Annotated in this window: 19 protein-coding genes; 15 read left to right on the top strand and 4 right to left on the bottom strand. The window is 67.5% G+C overall.

Annotated features, from left to right (window positions below):
- The first annotated feature begins 6 nt into the window (after window positions 1-6).
- From nirD to AC30PD_RS09380, 11 genes are all read left to right on the top strand, one after another.
- Complete coding sequence (gene nirD / locus AC30PD_RS09430) at window positions 7-429, top strand: nitrite reductase small subunit NirD (protein WP_489535397.1); 423 nt, start codon at window positions 7-9, stop codon at window positions 427-429.
- A 2-nt stretch (window positions 430-431) separates the two neighbouring features.
- Window positions 432-3,245, top strand: a complete 2,814-nt coding sequence (locus AC30PD_RS09425) for a nitrate reductase (protein WP_489535396.1) — start codon at window positions 432-434, stop codon at window positions 3,243-3,245.
- A gap of 91 nt (window positions 3,246-3,336) precedes the next feature.
- The gene (gene ybiB / locus AC30PD_RS09420) at window positions 3,337-4,290 is read left to right on the top strand and encodes a DNA-binding protein YbiB (protein ID WP_489535395.1); all 954 of its coding nucleotides are present in this window, start codon (window positions 3,337-3,339) and stop codon (window positions 4,288-4,290) included.
- The gene (gene cobA, locus AC30PD_RS09415) at window positions 4,287-5,063 is read left to right on the top strand and encodes a uroporphyrinogen-III C-methyltransferase (protein WP_489535394.1); all 777 of its coding nucleotides are present in this window, start codon (window positions 4,287-4,289) and stop codon (window positions 5,061-5,063) included. Before ybiB ends, cobA begins: the two co-directional genes overlap by 4 nt.
- A 54-nt stretch (window positions 5,064-5,117) precedes the next feature.
- Entirely contained in the window at window positions 5,118-6,248 is a 1,131-nt protein-coding gene (locus AC30PD_RS09410; RefSeq protein WP_489535393.1) for a sterol desaturase family protein, read from the top strand.
- Complete coding sequence (locus AC30PD_RS09405; RefSeq protein WP_489535437.1) at window positions 6,245-7,456, top strand: BaiN/RdsA family NAD(P)/FAD-dependent oxidoreductase; 1,212 nt, start codon at window positions 6,245-6,247, stop codon at window positions 7,454-7,456. The genes AC30PD_RS09410 and AC30PD_RS09405 overlap by 4 nt, the downstream gene beginning before the upstream one ends.
- A 122-nt stretch (window positions 7,457-7,578) precedes the next feature.
- Window positions 7,579-7,791, top strand: a complete 213-nt coding sequence (gene rpsU / locus AC30PD_RS09400) for a 30S ribosomal protein S21 (RefSeq protein ID WP_056468472.1) — start codon at window positions 7,579-7,581, stop codon at window positions 7,789-7,791.
- A gap of 80 nt (window positions 7,792-7,871) precedes the next feature.
- The gene (locus AC30PD_RS09395) at window positions 7,872-8,318 is read left to right on the top strand and encodes a GatB/YqeY domain-containing protein (protein ID WP_489535392.1); all 447 of its coding nucleotides are present in this window, start codon (window positions 7,872-7,874) and stop codon (window positions 8,316-8,318) included.
- Window positions 8,315-8,662 (top strand): protein tyrosine phosphatase family protein, encoded by a 348-nt coding sequence (locus tag AC30PD_RS09390; protein WP_489535391.1) that lies wholly within the window; start codon window positions 8,315-8,317, stop codon window positions 8,660-8,662. The genes AC30PD_RS09395 and AC30PD_RS09390 overlap by 4 nt, the downstream gene beginning before the upstream one ends.
- A 153-nt stretch (window positions 8,663-8,815) precedes the next feature.
- Window positions 8,816-9,412: a TRAP transporter small permease subunit gene (locus AC30PD_RS09385; protein ID WP_489535390.1), complete on the top strand. Its 597-nt coding sequence runs from the start codon at window positions 8,816-8,818 to the stop codon at window positions 9,410-9,412.
- Complete coding sequence (locus tag AC30PD_RS09380; RefSeq protein WP_489535389.1) at window positions 9,409-11,163, top strand: TRAP transporter large permease; 1,755 nt, start codon at window positions 9,409-9,411, stop codon at window positions 11,161-11,163. The genes AC30PD_RS09385 and AC30PD_RS09380 overlap by 4 nt, the downstream gene beginning before the upstream one ends.
- A 90-nt stretch (window positions 11,164-11,253) precedes the next feature.
- On the opposite strand, the gene AC30PD_RS09375 is transcribed toward AC30PD_RS09380, so the two are convergent.
- The gene (locus AC30PD_RS09375) at window positions 11,254-12,336 is read right to left on the bottom strand and encodes a TRAP transporter substrate-binding protein (RefSeq protein ID WP_489535388.1); all 1,083 of its coding nucleotides are present in this window, start codon (window positions 12,334-12,336) and stop codon (window positions 11,254-11,256) included.
- 102 nt (window positions 12,337-12,438) lie between these two features.
- Window positions 12,439-13,839, bottom strand: coding sequence for a metalloprotease PmbA (gene pmbA / locus AC30PD_RS09370; RefSeq protein WP_489535387.1), 1,401 nt, complete (start codon window positions 13,837-13,839; stop codon window positions 12,439-12,441).
- A gap of 86 nt (window positions 13,840-13,925) precedes the next feature.
- Here pmbA and yjgA point away from each other — a divergent pair, with 86 nt between their 5' ends.
- The 3 genes from yjgA to AC30PD_RS09355 are packed head-to-tail and all read left to right on the top strand — an operon-like array spanning window position 13,926 to window position 16,731.
- The gene (yjgA, locus tag AC30PD_RS09365) at window positions 13,926-14,495 is read left to right on the top strand and encodes a ribosome biogenesis factor YjgA (protein ID WP_489535386.1); all 570 of its coding nucleotides are present in this window, start codon (window positions 13,926-13,928) and stop codon (window positions 14,493-14,495) included.
- Entirely contained in the window at window positions 14,492-15,085 is a 594-nt protein-coding gene (mog, locus tag AC30PD_RS09360; RefSeq protein WP_489535385.1) for a molybdopterin adenylyltransferase, read from the top strand. Before yjgA ends, mog begins: the two co-directional genes overlap by 4 nt.
- Window positions 15,082-16,731: a FecR family protein gene (locus AC30PD_RS09355; protein WP_489535384.1), complete on the top strand. Its 1,650-nt coding sequence runs from the start codon at window positions 15,082-15,084 to the stop codon at window positions 16,729-16,731. Before mog ends, AC30PD_RS09355 begins: the two co-directional genes overlap by 4 nt.
- A gap of 18 nt (window positions 16,732-16,749) precedes the next feature.
- Here the strand turns inward: AC30PD_RS09355 and cysE are convergent, their stop codons facing one another.
- Together cysE and AC30PD_RS09345 are read right to left on the bottom strand one after the other, a co-directional pair.
- Window positions 16,750-17,529 (bottom strand): serine O-acetyltransferase, encoded by a 780-nt coding sequence (gene cysE, locus AC30PD_RS09350; RefSeq protein WP_489535383.1) that lies wholly within the window; start codon window positions 17,527-17,529, stop codon window positions 16,750-16,752.
- Window positions 17,530-17,603: 74 nt separating this feature from the next.
- Complete coding sequence (locus AC30PD_RS09345; RefSeq protein ID WP_489535382.1) at window positions 17,604-18,329, bottom strand: RNA methyltransferase; 726 nt, start codon at window positions 18,327-18,329, stop codon at window positions 17,604-17,606.
- A 113-nt stretch (window positions 18,330-18,442) separates the two neighbouring features.
- Here AC30PD_RS09345 and AC30PD_RS09340 point away from each other — a divergent pair, with 113 nt between their 5' ends.
- Complete coding sequence (locus tag AC30PD_RS09340) at window positions 18,443-19,399, top strand: inositol monophosphatase family protein (RefSeq protein ID WP_489535381.1); 957 nt, start codon at window positions 18,443-18,445, stop codon at window positions 19,397-19,399.
- Window positions 19,400-19,405: the final 6 nt, after the last annotated feature.

The raw sequence follows: 19,405 nt of genomic DNA, 5'->3' as shown, positions 1-19,405 counted from the left end.
CACGCCATGAGCGACTGGAAACCGATCTGCCTCGTCACCGACATCCCCGTGCTCGGCGCCCGCCGCGTTGCGCGCGCCGCGGGCATTGCCGTGGCGGTGTTCCGCAACAGCGAAGACAAGGTCTTCGCGCTGCTCGACCGTTGCCCGCACAAGGGCGGGCCGCTGAGCCAGGGCATCGTGTTCGGCGAAAGCGTGGCCTGCCCGCTGCACAACTGGTCGATCGGCCTGGCCGATGGCTGCGCCAAGGCGCCCGATGAAGGCTGCACCGTGCCCTTCACCGTGAAGGTCGAAGCCGGCCAGGTCCACCTCGACCGCACCGAACTCGCCACGCTGGCGCTCGACCTGGTTGCGCCCAAGTGCGGGCCAGGTGCTTCCACCGGCGCGCTCGGCGACGCCAGCTTCGACGTTCAGGCGCCGCACACGGCGTGAACATGGCTGCAACGGCGCCGCCTGCGGCGCGTGAATCGCGCTCGACCTGCCCGTACTGCGGCGTGGGCTGCGGCGTGATCATCGAAGCGCACGGCGCGCAGATCACCGGCGTGCGTGGCGACCCCGACCACCCCGCGAACTTCGGCCGGCTGTGCACCAAGGGCAGCACGCTGCACCTCACGGCAAGCCAGCACATCACGATGCAAACGCGTTTGCTGCAGCCCCAGCTGCGCGAGCGGCGCGACGCCGAGCGCAGCGTGGTCGGCTGGGACCACGCGCTCGGCACCGCGACGAGTCGCTTCGCCGACATCATCCAGACCCACGGCCCTGACGCGGTCGGCTTCTACATCTCGGGCCAGTTGCTGACCGAGGACTACTACGTCTTCAACAAGCTCGCCAAGGGCCTGGTCGGCACCAACAACGTCGACACCAACTCGCGCCTGTGCATGAGCAGCGCTGTGGCGGGCTACAAGCAGACGCTGGGCGCCGACGCCCCGCCGGCCTGCTACGACGACCTGAACCACGCGTCCACGCTCTTCATCGCCGGCTCGAACACCGCCTTCGCGCACCCGATCCTGTACCGCCGTATCGAAGACGCGAAGCGTGCCAACCCCGCGCTGCGCACCATCGTGGTCGACCCGCGCAAGACCGAAACCGCCGAGGGTGCCGACCTGTTCCTGCAGATCCTGCCCGGCACCGACGTGGCGCTGTTCAACGGCATGCTGCACGTGATGCTGTGGGAAGGCTGGGTCGACAACGCCTACATCGCCGCCCACACGAACGGGTTCGATGCGCTGAAGACGCGGGTGCGCGAGTTCACGCCCAAGGACACGGCGCAGATCTGCGGCATCCGGGAAGCCGACCTGGTACAGGCAGCACGCTGGTTCGCGGGGCTCGACGATCTGGCCCCCGGCGCGTCACGCAAGCCGGTGCTTTCGCTCTATTGCCAGGGCCTGAACCAGAGCAGTGCCGGCACCGCCAAGAACGCAGCCTTGATCAACCTGCACCTGGCCACCGGCCAGATCGGAAAGGCCGGCGCCGGGCCGTTTTCGCTCACCGGGCAACCGAACGCGATGGGCGGGCGTGAAGTCGGCGGCTTGGCGAACCTGCTCAGCGCGCACCGTGATCTGTCGAACCCAGCACACCGCGCCGAGGTGGCGCGCCTGTGGAACGTGGCCGACGTGCCTTCGAAGCCAGGCAAGACGGCGGTCGAGATGTTCGAAGCCGCAGCCGACGGCGAGATCAAGGCGTTGTGGATCGCCTGCACCAACCCGGCCCAGTCGATGCCCGACCTCGCCACCGTGCGGCGTGCGCTCGAACGCTGCGAGTTCGTCGTCGTGCAGGAGGCTTTCGCCACCACCGCCACCTGTGCGTACGCCGACCTGCTGCTGCCCGCCACCACCTGGGGCGAAAAGCAGGGCACGGTGACAAACAGCGAACGCCGCATCAGCCGCGTGCGCGCCGCGGTGCCGGCGGCCGGCGAAGCGCGTGACGACTGGCAGATCGCCGCCGAGTTTGCGCGCCGGCTCGAAGCGACACTGCGGCCCGATGCACCCAGCGGCTTCGCCTACACAACACCCGAAGCGGTCTGGAACGAACACCGCGAATCGACCCGCGGGCGTGACCTCGACATCACCGGGCTCAGCTACGCGCAGCTCGACGTGGCGGCGCAGCAATGGCCTTTCGCCACCGGCGCCGCCGTGGGCAAGGCGCGCCTCTACGAAGACGGCGCGTTCCCGACCGAAGACGGCCGGGCCCGATTCGTCGACACGCCCTACGTGAAGCTGGCCGAACCGCGCGACGCACGTTTTCCGTTCTCGCTCAACACCGGGCGGTTGCGCGACCAGTGGCACGGCATGAGCCGCACCGGGAGCATCGGCTGGCTGTTCGGCCACGTGCCCGAGCCGCAGATCGAGTTGCATGCGCAGGACATGGCGCGCCTGAAGCTCGCCGAGGGCGACCTGGTGCACGTCACCTCTCGGCGCGGTTCGATCGTCTTGCCGGCCAGCGCCAGCGCGCAGATGACACCGGCGCAAGCGTTCATCGCAATGCACTGGGGCGAAGAATTCCTGTCGGGCAGCACCAGCACCGGTGCGCGCGCAGCCGGTGTGAACGCGCTCACATCCCCGGCGTTTTGCCCGAGTTCGAAACAGCCCGAGCTGAAACACGCGGCCGTGAAGATCCTGAAGGCCGAGTTGCCCTGGAAGCTGCTCGGCGTGGCCTGGCTCGACGACGCGGCCGCCTTGCGCGCACGCTCGCAACTCGCGCCGCTGATGGCGGCGTTCCCTTTCGCGACCTGCGTGCCTTTCGGCCGCGAGCGCAGCGGCGTGCTGTTTCGCGCCGCCGCTTTCGAGGCCGTCGGCGACGAACTGATCGCACGCATCGAAGCGGCCTTGGGCCTCGACACGCACGAAGTGCTGCATTACGCCGACAAGCGCCGCGGCCAGCGCCGCAGCATGCGTCTGGCCACGGTGAATGGCGACAAACGCCTCGAAGGTTTTCTGCTCGCCGGCGACATCAGCGCACAGGCCTGGGTCAAACCGCTGTTGCAGGACGAATTGCCCGCCCAGGCCTATGGCCGTTTGCTGCTCGTGCCGGGTGGCCAGGCGCCGGTGGCACTGGTGTCGCGTGGCAAGCAGGTCTGCAGTTGTTTCGACGTGAGCATCACCCAGATCGACAGCTTGCTGGAAACGGCCACCGGCAACGCCGATGCACAACTCGCCCAGCTGCAAGACCAGCTCAAGTGCGGCACCAACTGCGGCTCTTGCGTGCCCGAACTCAAACGCCTGGTGCAGCAGCGCCATCAGGTCGCCTGACCCGCCCGTCACCGAACGCAAACTGCAAGCCCTTGTTGCGAGCACGCGTTTGCGGGCCTGAAAATTGCGATTCTCCGCACGAGGAAGCAGCATGGCGATCGCAAACTACATCAGGGAAATCGGCCGCGGCAAGGAAGGCGCCCGTTCGCTCACCCAGGTGCAGGCACATGACCTGATGAGCCAGGTGCTCGACGGCAGCGTGAGCGATCTCGAGATCGGTGCTTTCGCGCTCGCGATGCGCATCAAAGGCGAGTCGATCCCAGAACTGGCGGGTTTTCTGGAAGCCGCGCACGCACGCTGCATCCCGATCGTGCCCGAGGGCCCGAGCGTCGTGCTGCCGTCGTACAACGGTGCGCGCAAGTTGCCCAACCTGACCGCCCTGCTCGCCCTGCTGCTCGCGCAGGAAGGCGTGAAGGTGCTGGTGCACGGCCCGATGCTCGACGCCGGGCGCGTGAGCACCGCCGAGATCTTTCACGACCTCGGTCTGCCTTTTGCGAGCAATGCCGAAGAGATCGACAACGGCTGGGCACGGCGCGAGCCGGTGTTCATCGCCACCGAACACCTGTGCCCGCCGCTGGCGAAGCTGCTGCAAGTGCGGCGTGTGGTGGGCTTGCGCAATTCGGGCCACACCATCGCCAAGCTGCTGGCGCCCTGCCGCAGTGCGGCTACGGTGCGCGTCGTCAACTACACCCACCCCGAATACGCGACGCTGCTGACGGGCTTTCTGGGCCACACCGCGGCCGATGCGGTGCTCTTGCGCGGCACCGAAGGCGAACCCGTGGCCGACCCCCGCCGTGCGCCGAAGCTCGATGTCTTCATCGGCGGCCAGGCGCGCGTCGACCTGTCGCATGCGGCGCACGAAGGCGTGCTCACCGAGTTGCCGCTGCTGCCGCGCTCGAACGACGCCGCCACCACGGCGCGCTACATCCAGTCGGTGGTCAGCGGCGAGAAGCCCGCCCCCGCGCCACTGACACGCCAGGTCGAGTGCCTGATGCGCACGCTGGCGGCCGCGGGACAGCCCGCGCCCCGGGAGCAGACCGCATGACCGACGAGCTTTCCACGGGCCACGTGGCACTCGTCGGCGCCGGCCCGGGCGACGCCGATCTGCTGACCTTGAAGGCGGTGCGCTTGATCCGCCGCGCCACCGTCGTGCTGGCCGACGATCTGGTCAGCGATGCAGTGTTTCGCTTCGTGCGTCGCTCGGCGCGCCTCGTGCACGTCGGCAAGCGCGGCGGCTGCGCGAGCACGCCGCAGGACTTCATCGAAAGACTGATGGCCGCCGAGGCGCTGAAGGGTGAACGCGTGGTGCGGCTCAAGGGCGGCGACCCGTTCATCTTCGGGCGCGGCGGCGAAGAGGCCGAGCACCTGCGCGCGCAAGGCATCGAGGTCGAGGTGGTCAACGGCATCACCTCAGGCCTGGCCGCGGCAACGGCACTCGGCGCGCCGCTCACGCACCGCGACCACGCGCACGGCGTGATCTTCGTGACGGCCCATGCACGTGAGGGCGGCGCGCCGCTCGACTGGCCCACGCTGGGCGCGGCCGCAGCACAGGGCCTCACGCTCGTGATCTACATGGGGGTGGCGGCGGTAGAAGGCGTTCAGGCCGGCCTGCTGCGTTCGATGCCAGCGGCCACCCCGTCGGCCGTGGTGCAGAGCGTGAGCCTGCCGCAGCAACGCCACGCGGTGTGCACGCTCGAAACGCTGGCGAAGACGACACGCGAGCGGGCCCTGGCCAGCCCGTCGATCATCATCGTCGGCGACGTTCTGCGCGGCTTGCAGACGCTCGCTTCGAGCCGCGCACACGGGCGGGCAGCCTGATTCCGCACCGGCGCCGGCCCGCATAATGCGCGCCAAAACCCAGGGGCGGCGCGCATGAAGGAACTCGACAAACTCAACCAGCTCACCGAATCGCACGGCGCCCTGCGCCCGGGCAAGGGGCTGATCACCGGCGTGATCGCGCTGTCGCTCGCGATCCTGTGTTTCCTCGGTGTGCTGGCCTTCCACTTCCCCGAGTACCTGACCACGCCGCAACTGCGCAAGTCGTACAACGTCGAGGTGTTGCGACAGGTGATGTTCTGGGCCATGGTGGTGGCCGGCGCGTTGTCGCTCATCAACGTGATCAGCGGCCGTGCGCGCTGGCTGGCGCTGGCAGCTTTCGTGCTGATCGGCCTGACGCTGGCGCTCGGTGGCCACAAGGTACCGGTGAACGACTTCGCCGACGACACGCCCTACATCGGCCTCGACTGGTTCATCCTCGACCTGCTGGGCTCGACACTGATCTTCATCTTCATCGAGAAGCTGTTCGCGCTGCGCAAGGACCAGCCGGTGTTCCGCCCCGAGTGGCAGACCGACTTCCACCACTTCATCGTCAACCACATGGTGGTGGGTTTCGTGCTGCTGGCCACCAACCTGCTGGTGCACAAGCTGTTCGGCTGGGCCGCGAACGACGGCATCCGCGGCTGGGTGCAGAACCTGAACTTCTTCGTGGCCGTGTTCCTGATCGTGCTGGTGGCCGACCTGGTGCAGTACTGGACGCACCGCGCGTACCACGAAGTGCCGCTGATGTGGCGCCTGCACGCGGTGCACCACAGCGTGAAGAGCATGGACTGGCTGGCCGGCTCGCGCCAGCACATCCTCGAGCTGATCATCACGCGCACGCTGGTGCTGGCACCCATCTACGTGCTCGGCTTCAGCAAGGAAGTGATCGACACCTACATCGTCATCGTCGGCTTCCAGGCGGTGTTCAACCACGCGAACGTGAGCGTGCGGCTCGGCCCGCTGCGCTACGTGATCGTGACGCCGAACTTCCACCACTGGCACCACTCGCAGGACGACGAGGCCATCGACAAGAACTACGCCGCGCACTTCGCTTTCCTCGACCACCTGTTCGGCACCGCGGTGCAGTCCGACCGTGCCTGGCCCGAGCACTATGGCGTGGTGGGCGACTACGTGCCCAACGGCTTCTTCAAGCAGCTGGCGTTCCCGTTTCGGTGGAAGGGGTGAATGTCGATGCGGTGATCGTCGGCGCCGGCGCCGCCGGGCTGCATTGCGCCGGCATCGCCGGGCAGCTCGGGTTGAAGGTGCTGCTCATCGACCATTCGCCAAAGGTCGCCGAAAAGATCCGCATCTCGGGCGGCGGCCGCTGCAACTTCACGAACCGCGACACGACGCCTGCGAACTTCATTTCGGCCAACCCGCACTTCTGCCGCTCGGCCCTGGCGCGTTACACGCCGCAAGACTTCATCGGCCTGTTGCAACGCCACCGCATCGGCTGGCACGAGAAGCACAAGGGCCAGCTCTTCTGCGACGACAGCAGCGAGCAGGTCATCGAGATGCTGTTGCGCGAGTGCGAACAAGGCGGCGTGACACGCTGGCAGGGTTGCGCGGTGAAGGCCGTGCGTTCGACTGCACCAGGCTTCGAGTTCGACACCGATCGTGGCCCCGTGCGCGCTGCTCGTCTCGTCGTCGCGACGGGTGGCCTGTCGATCCCGAAGATCGGCGCCACCGACTTCGGCTACCGGCTCGCGCGCCAGTTCGGGCACCGCATCGTCGAGACCCGCCCTGCCCTCGTGCCGCTGACCTTCGACCCGGTGAGCTGGGCGCCCTTCGCGGCGCTGTCGGGCGCGGCTCTCGAAGTGAAGATCGAAACCGGCGCCGGCAAGACACCGGCCGCCTTCACCGAAGACCTGCTCTTCACCCACCGGGGTCTGAGCGGGCCGGCCGTGCTGCAGATTTCCAGCTACTGGGCCGAAGGAACGCCGATCCGCGTCGACCTGGCGCCCGGGCGTGACCTGAAGGCCTTGCTGGGGGCAGCGAAGAACGCTTCCAGGCGCCAGTTGGCGAACGAACTCGGCGAGCTGATCCCGAAACGCCTGGCCGACGCCTGGCTTGCCGCCACCCCGGAACTGGCTCAGCGCCCCATGCCCGACCAGCGCGACCGCGATCTGGCCGACCTGGCCGGCCGCCTGCAACGCTGGGAGCTCAAACCCCAGGGCACCGAGGGCTACCGCAAGGCCGAAGTCACCGCCGGGGGGGTCGACACCCGGCAACTCAGCTCGCAAAGCCTCGAAAGTGCCCGCTTGCCGGGCCTGCATTTCATCGGCGAGGTGGTCGACGTGACCGGTTGGCTCGGCGGCTACAACTTCCAGTGGGCCTGGGCCAGCGCCGCAGCCTGCGCCCGGGCCATGGCGGCCGCATTGCACACCGCCTGAGCCCGGGCTATAATCGATGTTCTTTGCCGAGCTCGCGCGCCTTTGCAGGCGCAGTCTGGTGAAGAAGTTTCAACCCCGCGCAGCGACGAGCCACGCGGCCTACCCCAAGATCCAACCTCTACATGACTACGATTCGCGTCAAAGAAAACGAGCCATTCGACGTGGCACTGCGCCGCTTCAAGCGCACCATCGAGAAGCTCGGCCTGCTGACCGACCTGCGTGCCCGCGAGTTCTACGAAAAGCCCACCGCCGAGCGCAAGCGCAAGAAGGCTGCGGCCGTGAAGCGCCACTTCAAGCGCGTGCGCAGCATGCAGCTGCCGAAGAAGCTGTTCTGATTCAGCGGCGCTGAGCCTTCCGGCTCGCACCCACAAGCCCGCGCCTTGCGGGCTTTGTCATTTCTGCCTTGGGAGTTCGCATGACCCTGAAAGACCGGATCACCGAAGACATGAAGGCCGCCATGCGTGCGAAAGACTCGGCGCGGCTGCTGACCATCCGCGGCCTGCTCGCAGCCTGCAAACAACGCGAAGTCGACGAGCGTGTCGTGCTCGACGACGTAGCGGTCATCGCCATCGTCGACAAGCTGGTCAAGCAGCGCAAGGACTCCATCACCCAGTTCGCAGCCGGCAACCGGCAAGACCTGGTCGACAAGGAAAGCGCCGAACTGCAGGTGCTCGAGGCCTACCTGCCGCAACGCCTGGGCGCCGAAGAAGTGGCCGCCGAAGTGGCGAAGGTGGTCGCCGAGCTGGGTGCCGCCGGCCCTGGCGACATGGGCAAGGTGATGGGCGCGGTGAAGACCCGGCTGGCCGGCAAGGCCGACATGGGCCTCGTGTCCGCTGCCGTCAAGAAGGCCCTTGCACCATGAGCAGCGCACCGCCAGTCCAGCAATTGAGCGCCGACGTGTGCGTGACGGGGCAACTCGACGTGGCCGAGATGGCCTGGGCGGCCAGCGCCGGTTTCAGGAGCGTGATCAACAACCGGCCCGACTTCGAAGGCGGGCCCGAGCAGCCCACGAGCGAAGCGATGCAGGCCGCCGCCTCGGCCGCCGGGCTGAGCTATGCCTGGCTGCCGGTCGAGCCCGCAGTGCAGACGCCCGAGCAGATCGCACGCTTTGCCGCCTTGCTGAACGAATTGCCCAAGCCGGTGCTGGCTTTTTGCCGCAGCGGCGCACGTTCGGGGAAGCTGTTCCGGGCCGCCACGGGCCAGTGATGGCCTGCGGGCCAGGCGGGCGCGCCTGCAGGCCGCCGCGCTAGGGCTTACACCGCCCGTTCGGGCGAGTTGGCCTGCCTAGAATCGCGCGAGTCGCGGGCGGGCTGAACAGGCACGACCCCATCCCCCTCAAGTCTTGAACGTGGAGGCGCCGTGCGCGTGCTGATCCTGATTTCCCAAGCGATAGATCGTTTCAGCGAGTGGGTGGGCCGCTGGGTCGGCTGGCTCGTGCTTGCCGCGGTCTTGATCAGCGCCGGCAACGCGGTCGTGCGCAAGGCCTTCGACTGGAGCTCCAACGGCCTGCTCGAGATCCAGTGGTACCTGTTCGCCGCCGTCTTCCTGCTGGCCGCCGGCTACACACTGCTGCGCCAGGAGCACGTGAAGATCGACGTGATCTCCGGGCGCTTCAGCAAACGCACCCAGATCTGGATCGACATCATCGGCATCTGCTGTTTCCTGATGCCGTTCGTGATCGTGGTGATCGACCTGTCGATGCCGCTCGTGATCCGCGCTTATCAGATGCACGAAATGTCGAACAACGCTGGCGGCCTGGTGCGCTGGCCGGTGTTCGCCCTGCTGCCTGCGGGCTTCGCGCTGCTCGGTGTGCAAGGCCTGTCAGAACTGATCAAGCGCGTCGCGTTCCTCAAGGGCATGGGGCCCGACCCCACGGTGCGAAAGCTGGTCAAGACCGCAGAAGAAGAACTGGCCGAATTCGTTCGTGCCCAGGCTGAAAAGGCAGCACAGAAATGATCGCCTTCATCTCCGCCAACATGGCGCCGATCATGTTCGCCAGCCTGATCGTGTTCCTGCTCTTCGGTTACTCGGTCGCGTTCTCGCTCGCAGCCTGCGGGCTGTTCTTCGGCCTGGTCGGCATCGAACTCGGACTGCTGCCCGAATCGCTGATGCAGGCGCTGCCGCTGCGCATCTTCGGCATCATGCAGAACGACACGCTGCTGGCGATTCCGTTCTTCACCTTCATGGGCCTGATCCTCGAGCGATCTGGCATGGCCGAAGACCTGCTCGACACCATCGGCCAACTCTTCGGCCCGATCCGCGGCGGCCTGGGGTATGCGGTCATCCTCGTCGGCGCGATGCTGGCGGCGACCACCGGCGTCGTCGCCGCGTCGGTGATCTCGATGGGCTTGATCTCGCTGCCGATCATGCTGCGTTATGGCTACGACCGGCGTGTGGCCAGCGGCGTGATCGCCGCATCGGGCACGCTGGCGCAGATCATTCCGCCGTCGCTGGTGCTGATCGTGCTGGCCGACCAACTGGGCAAGAGCGTGGGCGACCTGTACAAGGGCGCCTTCATTCCCGGCTTCGTGTTGACGGGCATGTACGTGGGCTACATCTTCGTGCTCAGCCTGATCAAACCGGCCATGGTGCCGGCGCTGCCACCCGAGGCGCGCACGATCAAGGAAGACGACGGCTCCGCCGGCCTGCGCTCGCTGGCCGTGCTGCTGCTGATCGCGGTCTGCTGCTCCGTGCTGTTCGCGAAGTCACGGCCCGCCACGATCGCCACCGACGAGTTGATCGTCACCTCGATGTGCGTCGGCGTCGGCGTGGCCTTCGTGCTGTCGCTGATCAACCGTGCGCTGGGGCTGAAGCTGCTGTCGCGCATGGCCGAACGGGTCACCTTCGTGCTGATCCCGCCGCTGGCGCTGATCTTCCTCGTGCTCGGCACGATCTTTCTCGGCATCGCCACGCCGACCGAAGGCGGCGCGATGGGCGCTGTCGGCGCGCTGGTGATGGCGTTCTCGCGGCGCCGGCTGAGCCTGCGGCTGATGCGCCAGGCGATGGACAGCACGACCAAGCTCTCGGCCTTCGTGCTGATGATCCTGGTCGGCTCGACCACCTTCAGCCTGTCTTTCCAGGCCGTCGACGGCGCTATCTGGGTAGAGCACCTGCTGACCGGCCTGCCGGGTGGTCAGCTCGGCTTCCTGATCGTCGTCAACATCCTGATCTTCATTCTGGCTTTCTTCCTCGACTTCTTCGAGCTGGCCTTCATCATCGTTCCCTTGGTCGGCCCGGTGGCGGCCAAGCTCGGCATCGACCTCACGTGGTTCGGGATTCTGCTGGCCGTGAACATGCAGACATCCTTCATGCACCCGCCGTTCGGGTTTGCGCTGTTCTACCTGCGCAGCGTGGCTCCCACGGACGACTACGACGACAAGGTGACGGGCCGGCGCATCGGCAAGGTCACCACCGGCCAGATCTACCGGGGCGCGATACCGTTCGTGATCATCCAGGTGGTGATGGTCGCCATCGTGATCGCGTTCCCGGGCATGGTGACCGGCAACGCCGACAAGCAAGTCCAGATCGACACCGACAAGGCGTTCCAGGACCTGCGGCAGAACTCCGGCCGAGCCGAAGCCGCCGACCCGCAAGCCGCCAGTTCCGCTGCTCCGGCGGCATCCGGGGCCGCGACGTCGGGTGAGGCCGACGCAGACCCGATGAAGGCGTTGATGGAGTCGATGGAGCGCAACGCGCCCAAGAAATAGGCGGGCTGAAGTGGCCGGTGCGACGCCGGCCACGACCAAAGAAAAAGCCCCGCAACCGCGGGGCTTTTTGCTTTCAGGCGCCGTGGGCCGTCAGAGCTTTTGCGACTGCATGAAGTCGTCGAAGCCGGCTTCGGTGAAGCGGAACCACAGGTTCTGCTCGCGGCGGAAGGCCGAGTAGTCTTCGTAGATCTTCTTCCAGGCCGGGTTCGTGCCGCCGAGTTCGCTGTAGAGCGCCATCGCTTCCTTGAAGGCCGTTTCCATCATGTCTTTCGGGAAGCGGAACAGCTTCGTGCCGTTGCCGACCAGCGTCTTCAGCGCGGCCGGGTTGCGGGCATCGTACTTGGCCTGCATGTCGACGTGGGCATAGGCAGTGGCCGCCTCGACGATCGCCTTGTACTCCGGGGTGAGCCCTTCGTAGGCCTTCGTGTTGATGAAGAAGTCGAGTTGCGGGCCGCCTTCCCACCAACCCGGGTAGGCGTAGTTCGGAGCCACCTTGTACAGGCCGAGCTTCAGGTCGTCGTACGGGCCGACCCATTCGGCAGCGTCGATCGTGCCCTTCTCGAGCGCCTGGTAGATTTCGCCACCCGGGATGTTCTGCGGCACGCCACCGATGCGCTCGATCACCTTGCCACCGAAGCCGCCGATGCGGAACTTCAGGCCCTTCACGTCGGCCAGCGACTTGATTTCCTTGCGGAAGAAGCCGCCCATCTGCGCACCCGTGTTGCCACCGGGGAAGTTGACGATGTTGTACTTGGCGTAGAACTCGCGCATCAGCTTGAGGCCGTTGCCTTCGAACATCCACGCCGTCATCTGGCGCGAGTTCAGGCCGAACGGAATGGCGCAACCCAGCGCGAACACCGGGTCCTTGCCGAAGAAGTAGTACGGCGCGGTGTGGGCCACCTCGACGGTGGCGTTCTGCACACCGTCGACCACGCCGAACGGGGGCATCAGTTCGCCTGCCGCGTGGGTGGTGATCTGGAACTTGCCGCCGGTCATGTCGCTGACCTTCTTCGCGAACACTTCGGCTGCGCCGTAGATCGTGTCGAGCGATTTGGGGAAGCTCGACGCCAGGCGCCAGCGGATGGCGGCTTGTGCGTGCACGATCGCGGGTGCGGCACCCGCTGCGAGCACACCGGCGATGCCGGCACCGTGAACGAAGGAACGACGCTGCATAAAGATCTCCTGTGGGAAAAGCGGGCCGATGATCGGCGCGTCGCATTCTAGAAGTGGCCGGCGGCCGCCCCCAACGGGAATTACCCGTGCGAGACGGCTCGCTCAGGAGCCGGCGATCTTCATCCGCTCGATCAACACCGAGCCGATGGTCTTGCTGCCCATCGTGTAGGCATCGGCGCCGACCGCGGCGATGCCCTTGAGCATCTCGCGCAAGTTGCCGGCGATCGTGATTTCGTGCACGGGGAACTGGATGCGCCCGTTCTCGACCCAGAAGCCGGCCGCGCCGCGCGAGTAGTCGCCGGTCACGTAGTTCACGCCCTGCCCCATCAGCTCGATCACGAACAGGCCGCGGTGCAGTTTCTTCAGCATCGCATCCAAGTTGTCGCCCGCGGCGGTGAGGCGGCTGGTGAGCGCCAGGTTCTGCGAGCCGCCAGCGTGCCCGGTGGTGCGCATGCCGAGCTTGCGCGCCGAGTAGGTCGACAGGAAATAGCCCTGCACCACCCCGCCCTTCACCACGCTGCGCGCGGTCGTGCGCACGCCTTCGTCGTCGAACGGCGAACTGCCTTTGCCGCGCGGCACGTGCGGGTCTTCGAAGATGTCGATGTGTTCGGGCAGCACCGGCTTGCCCAGGCTGTCGAGCAAGAAGGTCGACTTGCGGTACAACGCGCCGCCGCTGGTGGCCTGCACGTAGGCGCCGAGCAGGCCGGCCGCGATGGTCGACTCGAACAGCACCGGCACCTCGCAGGTCTTGATCTTGCGCGACTTCAGACGCGAGAGCGCCCGCTCCGACGCGTAGCGCCCCACGGCTTCGGGCGCCGCCAGGTCGTCGGCCGAACGCATCGAGGTGTACCAGGCGTCGCGCTGCATGTCGTCGCCACCGCGCGCAGGCGTCGAGGCGATCGGTGCGACCGACAGCGAATGGCGCGAGCTCGCATAACCCCCGCCGAAGCCCCGGCTGTTGCCGGCGTAGAAATGCGACTGTTGCGCCGAGACGCCGGCTCCTTCGGAATTGGTGATGCGGCGGTCGACGCCGAGCGCGGCCGCTTCGCAGCGCAACGCAAGCTGCATCGCGGCCTCGGCGTCGATGGCCCACGGGTGGAACAGGTCGAGGTCGGGTTGTGCCGCCGCGCCCAGCGCCATGTCTTCCGCGTCGGGCAGGCCGGCGGCCGGGTCTTCGGCGGTGAAGCGGGCGATGTCGTGCGCGGCGCGCACCGTCTGCTCCATCGCAGCGCGCGAAAAGTCGGAGGTGTTGGCGTTGCCTCGGCGCTGGCCGACGTAAACCGTGATGCCCAGCGACTTGTCGCGGTTGCGCTCGACGTTCTCGACCTCGCCCTTGCGCACCGACACCGACAACCCCACGCCTTCCGACACTTCAGCGGCCGCGTCGCTCGCACCGAGCGAGCGCGCAAACGCCAGCGCGTCTTCGACGTATTGCCGGAACTGATCGCGCGAATAGGCGAAGCCGGAAGGCGAAATCGGGCCGGTCGAAGCGGGGGTGGGCATGGGCTGGGTTGAACCGTGGTGATGGCGCGCTGCGCAGGGAAGGTGCACGACTATGATACCGACCGCCCTCCCTGCACCGAACGCTCATGCCCGCACCGCACCCGAACGACAACGACGAGGCCTCTGGCGCCGAGCCTTCGGCCGCGCCGCTGGCCGAGCGGCCCAGCAAGACACGGCGCAAGGCCGATTCGCACGAGTTGCAAGACCTGGGCGAAGCCGTCGTCGCGCTGCCCGACGAGCGCCTGGCCAACCTGGGCATGTCGGAATCGCTGCTCGACGCCATCCGCGCCTACAAGAAGACCCGCACCTGGGAAGGCAAGCGCCGCCAGATGCAGTACATCGGCAAGCTGATGCGGCGCGACGACCCCGCGCCGATCCGCCAGGCCGTGGCCGACATGCAGCTCGGTCGCGCGCAAGACTCGCTCTCGCTGCACCAGGCCGAACGTTGGCGCGCCGAATTGATCGCCGAAGACGACGCCGCCACGCGCTGGGCCGCCGAGCACCCGCAGACCGACCTGCAGCAGCTTCGCAGCCTGATCCGCGCGGCCCGAAAAGACGCCTCGCTCGTGCCTGAAAAACGCAGCGGTCGGGCCTATCGCGAGCTGTTCCAGTTCATCAAACAACACCTGGGCGCCGAACCGGCGGCAGCAGCATGAGCAGCTTCGACACCATTCGCATCGGCCTCGTTTCGGTGAGCGACCGCGCCTCGCAGGGTGTGTACGAAGACCTCGGCATTCCGGCGCTGCAAACGTGGCTGTCGTCGGCGCTGCGCAACCCGATCGAATGGGAAACGCGCCTGATCCCCGACGAGCAGGCAGCGATCAGCGCGGCCCTGATCGAGCTCGTCGACGGCGTGGCTTGCGACCTGGTGCTCACCACCGGCGGCACCGGCCCGGCGCTGCGCGACGTGACACCCGAAGCCACGCTCGCCGTGGCGCACAAGCTCATGCCCGGCTTCGGCGAGCAGATGCGCCAGATCAGCCTGAACTTCGTGGCCACGGCCATCCTGTCGCGCCAGGTCGCGGTGACGCGCGGCAAGGCGCTCATCATCAATCTGCCCGGCCAACCGAAGTCGATCGCCGAAACGCTCGCCGGCCTGCCCGCACGCGACCCGCCGGTGCACGGCATCTTCGCGGCCGTGCCTTATTGCATCGACCTGATGGGCGGGCCCTACATCGAAACCGATGCCGCGGTCTGCAAGGCCTTTCGCCCTAAGTCGGCCCAGCGGCCGCTGCCATCCGCGTGAGCCAGCCGCTCGCTCGCGCCGTGGGTCGCGTCGCGGCCGGGTGGGCTGTGGTGGCGCTGCTGTCGCTTGCGCACGCCCAGGAGGCGATGGTCGAATTCACCGTCACGCGCGCCGACACCATGATCGGCCTGTCGCGCCAGGTGCTCGTGAGCCCGCAGGCCTGGCGAGAAGTGGCCACGCTGAACAAGTTGCGCGACCCCAACCGCATCAACCCCGGCCAGGTGTTGCGCATTCCGCAGCGGCTGATGCGCTCTTCGGCCACGCCCACGCAGGTCACGAGTGTCGTCGGCGACGTGCGCATCGACGGTGCCGCGGCAGCCTTGGGCAGCACGCTCGGCGAAGGCCAGAAGGTTCAGACTGCCGACGGCGCGTCGGCGGTGCTCACCATGGCCGACGGCTCGCGCCTGCGCGTGCCGCCTTCGAGCCTGGCCGAGGTGGCCACCAGCAGAACCTACGGCGGCCGAAGCACCGACGCAGGCACGAGCGACGGCTGGTTCGCCGGCGCGCTGCGGGTTCTGCGTGGTTCGGTCGAGGTGTTCGCCACCAAGGTGCTGCGCGCCAAGCCGCTCGAAGTGAGCACACCGACCGCCGTGGTCGGCGTGCGTGGCACGCAGTTCCGCGTGAGCTTCGACGAATCGGCGAACGCGAGCACACGGTCTGAAGTGGTCGAAGGTGTCGTGCGCCTCGAGGCCGGCCCGCAGAACGCCGGTGTCGACCTGCGTGCGGGCTTCGGCGCCGTGAGCGACGCCACCGGCGCGGCGCCGCGCGTCGCACCGCTGCTGCCCGCCCCCGACCTCGGCAGCGTGCCCGAGTTGTTCGAACGCCCGCTGGTTCGATTCAAGTCGATCGCGCCCACCGAGGTGCTGCGCGTGCAGGTGGCCGAAGACAGCGCCTTCGACCGCATCGTCAGCGACCAGCGTGTGCCGGCCGGCACCGACGTACGCATCGCCGGCCTCGACGATGCACGCTGGTTTCTGCGCGCGCGCCGCGTCGACACGCAAGGCATCGAAGGTTTCGACGCGACACGGGTCTTCGTGCTCGCCGCCCGCCCCGAGCCGCCCGCCTACCGCGCGCCACGGGCCGACGCCAAACAGTCGGTCGGTGCGGTCGATTTCGCCTGGGCTTCGAACGTGGCCGCGCCACGGGCGCGCCTGCAGGTGGCGCGTGATGCGTCGTTCGGCACCGTGCTGCTGGAGCGGGACAACCTGGCCGATGCGAAACTGAGCGCATCCTTCGACGCGGCGGGTGTGTACCACTGGCGGCTGGCGAGCCTCAAGCCCAACGGCGAACGCGGGCCTTATGGCGACGCCCAGCGTTTCGAGTTGCGGCCGCTGCCCGAGCCACCGAAAGGCGGCCCGGCCGCCGATGGCAAGAGCCTCGTCTTCAACTGGAGCGGCCGGCCCGAAGACCGCCAGCAGGTGCAACTCTCACGCGACGAGAATTTCACAGAGATCGTGGCTCAGGACGAGCTGAAGTCGGCCGAGTGGGTGCTGCCCACGCCGGGCCGCGGCGGAAAGTACTTCTTCCGCTACCGCAGCGTCGAGCCTGATGGTTTCACGAGCCCGTACAGCAGCACGCTGAGCATCGAGGTGCCGCGTGACTGGACGCCCTTCATGCTGCTGTTGCCACTGCTGTTCGCGCTGTAGCGCGAGCCGCGCGCAGCCTTACTTGACGAGCCGGCTGAGTCGTTCGCCGTCGAAGCTCTCGGTCGTCTGCGCGTCTTGAGGCACGCAGTCGGTCGACGGCAATTCGCGCGAACGGGCCGAGAGCTTTTCGATCGCCTGCCACAACAACGCGATCTGATGTTCGTGCCCTGAGGCGTTGTCGATCAGGCCTTTCATCGCGTGCGACAACGGGTCGTCGCCCTGCGTGATGCCGTAGGCCGAGAAGCCCATCTTCGCGGCGGCTTCCTCGCGCGCGCCATCGGCTTTCTTGAGCAGCACGCGCGCCGGGTTGCCGACCGCTGTTGCGCCAGCAGGCACTTCTTTCAGCACCACGGCGCTGGCACCGATGCGCGCGCCGTCACCGATCGTGAAGCCGCCCACCACCTGGGCATTGGCACTCACGATCACGCCGCGGCCCAGCGTCGGGTGGCGTTTCGCCCCCTTGGTGAGCGACGTGCCGCCCAGCGTCACGCCCTGGTAGATCGTGCACTCGTCGCCGATCACCGCGGTTTCGCCCACGACCACGCCCATGCCGTGATCGATGAAGACACGCCGGCCGATCGTGGCGCCGGGGTGGATCTCGATGCCGGTCAGGAAGCGGCCGACATGCGAAGTGAATCGCGCCAGCCAGTGCAGCCCATGGGCACGAAACCAGGCCGCGCGCCGGTGCAGCACCAGGGCGTGCAGGCCCGGGTAACACGTCAGCACCTCCCAGGTGCTGCGGGCAGCAGGGTCACGCTCGAGGATGCAGGCGATGTCTTCGCGGAGGCGCTGGAACATGGGAATCACGGAAGTGACGTGATTTTCAGTTTAGCCGTTGCGACCCGTTTGCGCTGGCGGCGGCGCTGGCGGGGTCAGCGTCTCGCCTTGTCGACCGCGCGTGCCACGCCGCGCAGGATGTGCACCTCTTCGGTGGTGAGCTGAGCGCGGTTGAGCAGTTGCTGCAGGCGGGGCATCAGCTTGCGGGGCACCTCGGGGTCGAGAAAGTCGATGTCGACCAGCGTCTGCTGCCAGTGATCGAGCACGCCCTGCACCGCCACGCCGTCGGCACGCGTGGCGTCGACCGTGCGCGCCTGCACCGGGAACCCGCCAAGGGCCTGGCGCCAGTCGTAGGCCAGCAGTTGCACCGCCTGGGCGAGATTGAGCGAACCGTAGTCGGGCGCGGTCGGGATGCTCACGCACACGTGGCAGCGGTACACGTCGTCGTTGCTCAGGCCGAAACGTTCCGAGCCGAACACGAAAGCGACCCGCTGCGTGCCGCCGGCCAACTCGGCGAAGAGCTCGCGCGGCGCGCGCGTGGGCGGGCCGAAGTCGCGCGGCGTCATCGCGGTGGCACAGGCGAAGCTGATGCCGGCCAGCGCTTCCACCAGCGTGGGCACGATGCGCGCATTGGCCAGCACGTCGGTCGCGCTGCTCGCCATGGCGAGCGCCTCGGGTTGCTGCAGCACGTCGGGCAGGCGCGGCGCCACCAGCACCAGGTCGGTGAAGCCCATGACCTTCATCGCGCGAGCCGCCGCCCCCACGTTGCCGGGGTGGCTGGTGCCGATCAGGATGAAGCGGGTCGTGTCGGGGCCAAGCATGGGGCAGCAGGTAAAATGCCGATTATCCGCACCGGGCGCCACGCGCCTGTCTTCAAGGTGCACCGCTCTTTCTTCCTGCCAGCCCCTTTGCCCTCGCCCAGATCGGTCGCACCATGTCCCAAGCGCTTCACCCCATGCTCAACACCGCCATCAAGGCGGCCCGCAGCGCCGGGGGCATCATCAACCGGGCTTCTCTCGACCTCGACCTGCTGAAGGTCAACACCAAGTCGCCGAACGACTTCGTGACCGAGGTCGACCACAAGGCCGAAGCCATCATCATCGAGACGCTGCTCGGGGCCTATCCCGGCCACGGCATCCTGGCCGAAGAATCGGGGCGCACGCACGGGGCCAAAGACAGCGAGTTCGTGTGGATCATCGACCCGCTCGACGGCACCACCAACTTCATCCACGGCTTTCCGGTCTATTCGGTCTCGATCGCGCTCGCGTTCCGCGGCCAGGTGCAACAGGCGGTCGTGTACGACCCGACGCGAAACGACTTGTTCTACGCATCGAAGGGGCGCGGCGCGTTCCTGAACGACAAGCGGCTGCGCGTTTCCAAACGCATTCGGCTGGCCGATTGCCTGGTCAGCACCGGCTTTCCGTTCCGCAAGGGTGACAACTTCAAGCGCTACATGCAGATGCTCGAAGCGGTGATGCCTGCGTGCGCGGGGCTGCGCCGCCCGGGCTCGGCCGCACTCGACCTGTGCTACGTGGCGGCCGGCTACACCGACGGCTTCTTCGAGACCGGCCTGAGCCCCTGGGACATCGCCGCCGGCTCGCTGATGGTCACCGAAGCCGGCGGGCTGATCGGCAACTTCACCGGCGAAGCCGATTACCTGTACCAGCGTGAAGTGCTGGCCGGCAACCCGAAGGTGTATGCACAGTTGGTGCCCTTGCTCGCACCCTTCAGCCACGTCATCACCGATGGCCCGTCGGAAGCGGCAGCCGCCGTGCCGGCCCCCGCCACGGCCGACGCGACAGATGCATTCGTGGCCAGCGCCGCCGCGGCACCCGTGGCCGCACCGCGCAAGGCCGCGGTGCGCATCCGAAAGCAGGACATCGCGCGCTGATTCTTC

Source organism: Rhizobacter sp., from assembly GCF_032229685.1.
Lineage (GTDB): Bacteria > Pseudomonadota > Gammaproteobacteria > Burkholderiales > Burkholderiaceae_C > LMDS01.
This window is presented reverse-complemented; position numbering and strand designations above follow the sequence as displayed.

Excerpts from the sequence above, each read along its gene's own strand:
- nirD (WP_489535397.1), top strand. The coding sequence starts at position 7 with ATGAGCGACTGGAAACCGATCTGCCTCGTCACCGACATCCCCGTGCTC.
- AC30PD_RS09425 (WP_489535396.1), top strand. The coding sequence starts at position 432 with ATGGCTGCAACGGCGCCGCCTGCGGCGCGTGAATCGCGCTCGACCTGC.
- ybiB (WP_489535395.1), top strand. The coding sequence starts at position 3,337 with ATGGCGATCGCAAACTACATCAGGGAAATCGGCCGCGGCAAGGAAGGC.
- cobA (WP_489535394.1), top strand. The coding sequence starts at position 4,287 with ATGACCGACGAGCTTTCCACGGGCCACGTGGCACTCGTCGGCGCCGGC.
- AC30PD_RS09410 (WP_489535393.1), top strand. The coding sequence starts at position 5,118 with ATGAAGGAACTCGACAAACTCAACCAGCTCACCGAATCGCACGGCGCC.
- rpsU (WP_056468472.1), top strand. The coding sequence starts at position 7,579 with ATGACTACGATTCGCGTCAAAGAAAACGAGCCATTCGACGTGGCACTG.
- AC30PD_RS09395 (WP_489535392.1), top strand. The coding sequence starts at position 7,872 with ATGACCCTGAAAGACCGGATCACCGAAGACATGAAGGCCGCCATGCGT.
- AC30PD_RS09390 (WP_489535391.1), top strand. The coding sequence starts at position 8,315 with ATGAGCAGCGCACCGCCAGTCCAGCAATTGAGCGCCGACGTGTGCGTG.
- AC30PD_RS09380 (WP_489535389.1), top strand. The coding sequence starts at position 9,409 with ATGATCGCCTTCATCTCCGCCAACATGGCGCCGATCATGTTCGCCAGC.
- AC30PD_RS09375 (WP_489535388.1), bottom strand. The coding sequence starts at position 12,336 with ATGCAGCGTCGTTCCTTCGTTCACGGTGCCGGCATCGCCGGTGTGCTC.
- pmbA (WP_489535387.1), bottom strand. The coding sequence starts at position 13,839 with ATGCCCACCCCCGCTTCGACCGGCCCGATTTCGCCTTCCGGCTTCGCC.
- yjgA (WP_489535386.1), top strand. The coding sequence starts at position 13,926 with ATGCCCGCACCGCACCCGAACGACAACGACGAGGCCTCTGGCGCCGAG.
- mog (WP_489535385.1), top strand. The coding sequence starts at position 14,492 with ATGAGCAGCTTCGACACCATTCGCATCGGCCTCGTTTCGGTGAGCGAC.
- cysE (WP_489535383.1), bottom strand. The coding sequence starts at position 17,529 with ATGTTCCAGCGCCTCCGCGAAGACATCGCCTGCATCCTCGAGCGTGAC.
- AC30PD_RS09345 (WP_489535382.1), bottom strand. The coding sequence starts at position 18,329 with ATGCTTGGCCCCGACACGACCCGCTTCATCCTGATCGGCACCAGCCAC.
- AC30PD_RS09340 (WP_489535381.1), top strand. The coding sequence starts at position 18,443 with ATGTCCCAAGCGCTTCACCCCATGCTCAACACCGCCATCAAGGCGGCC.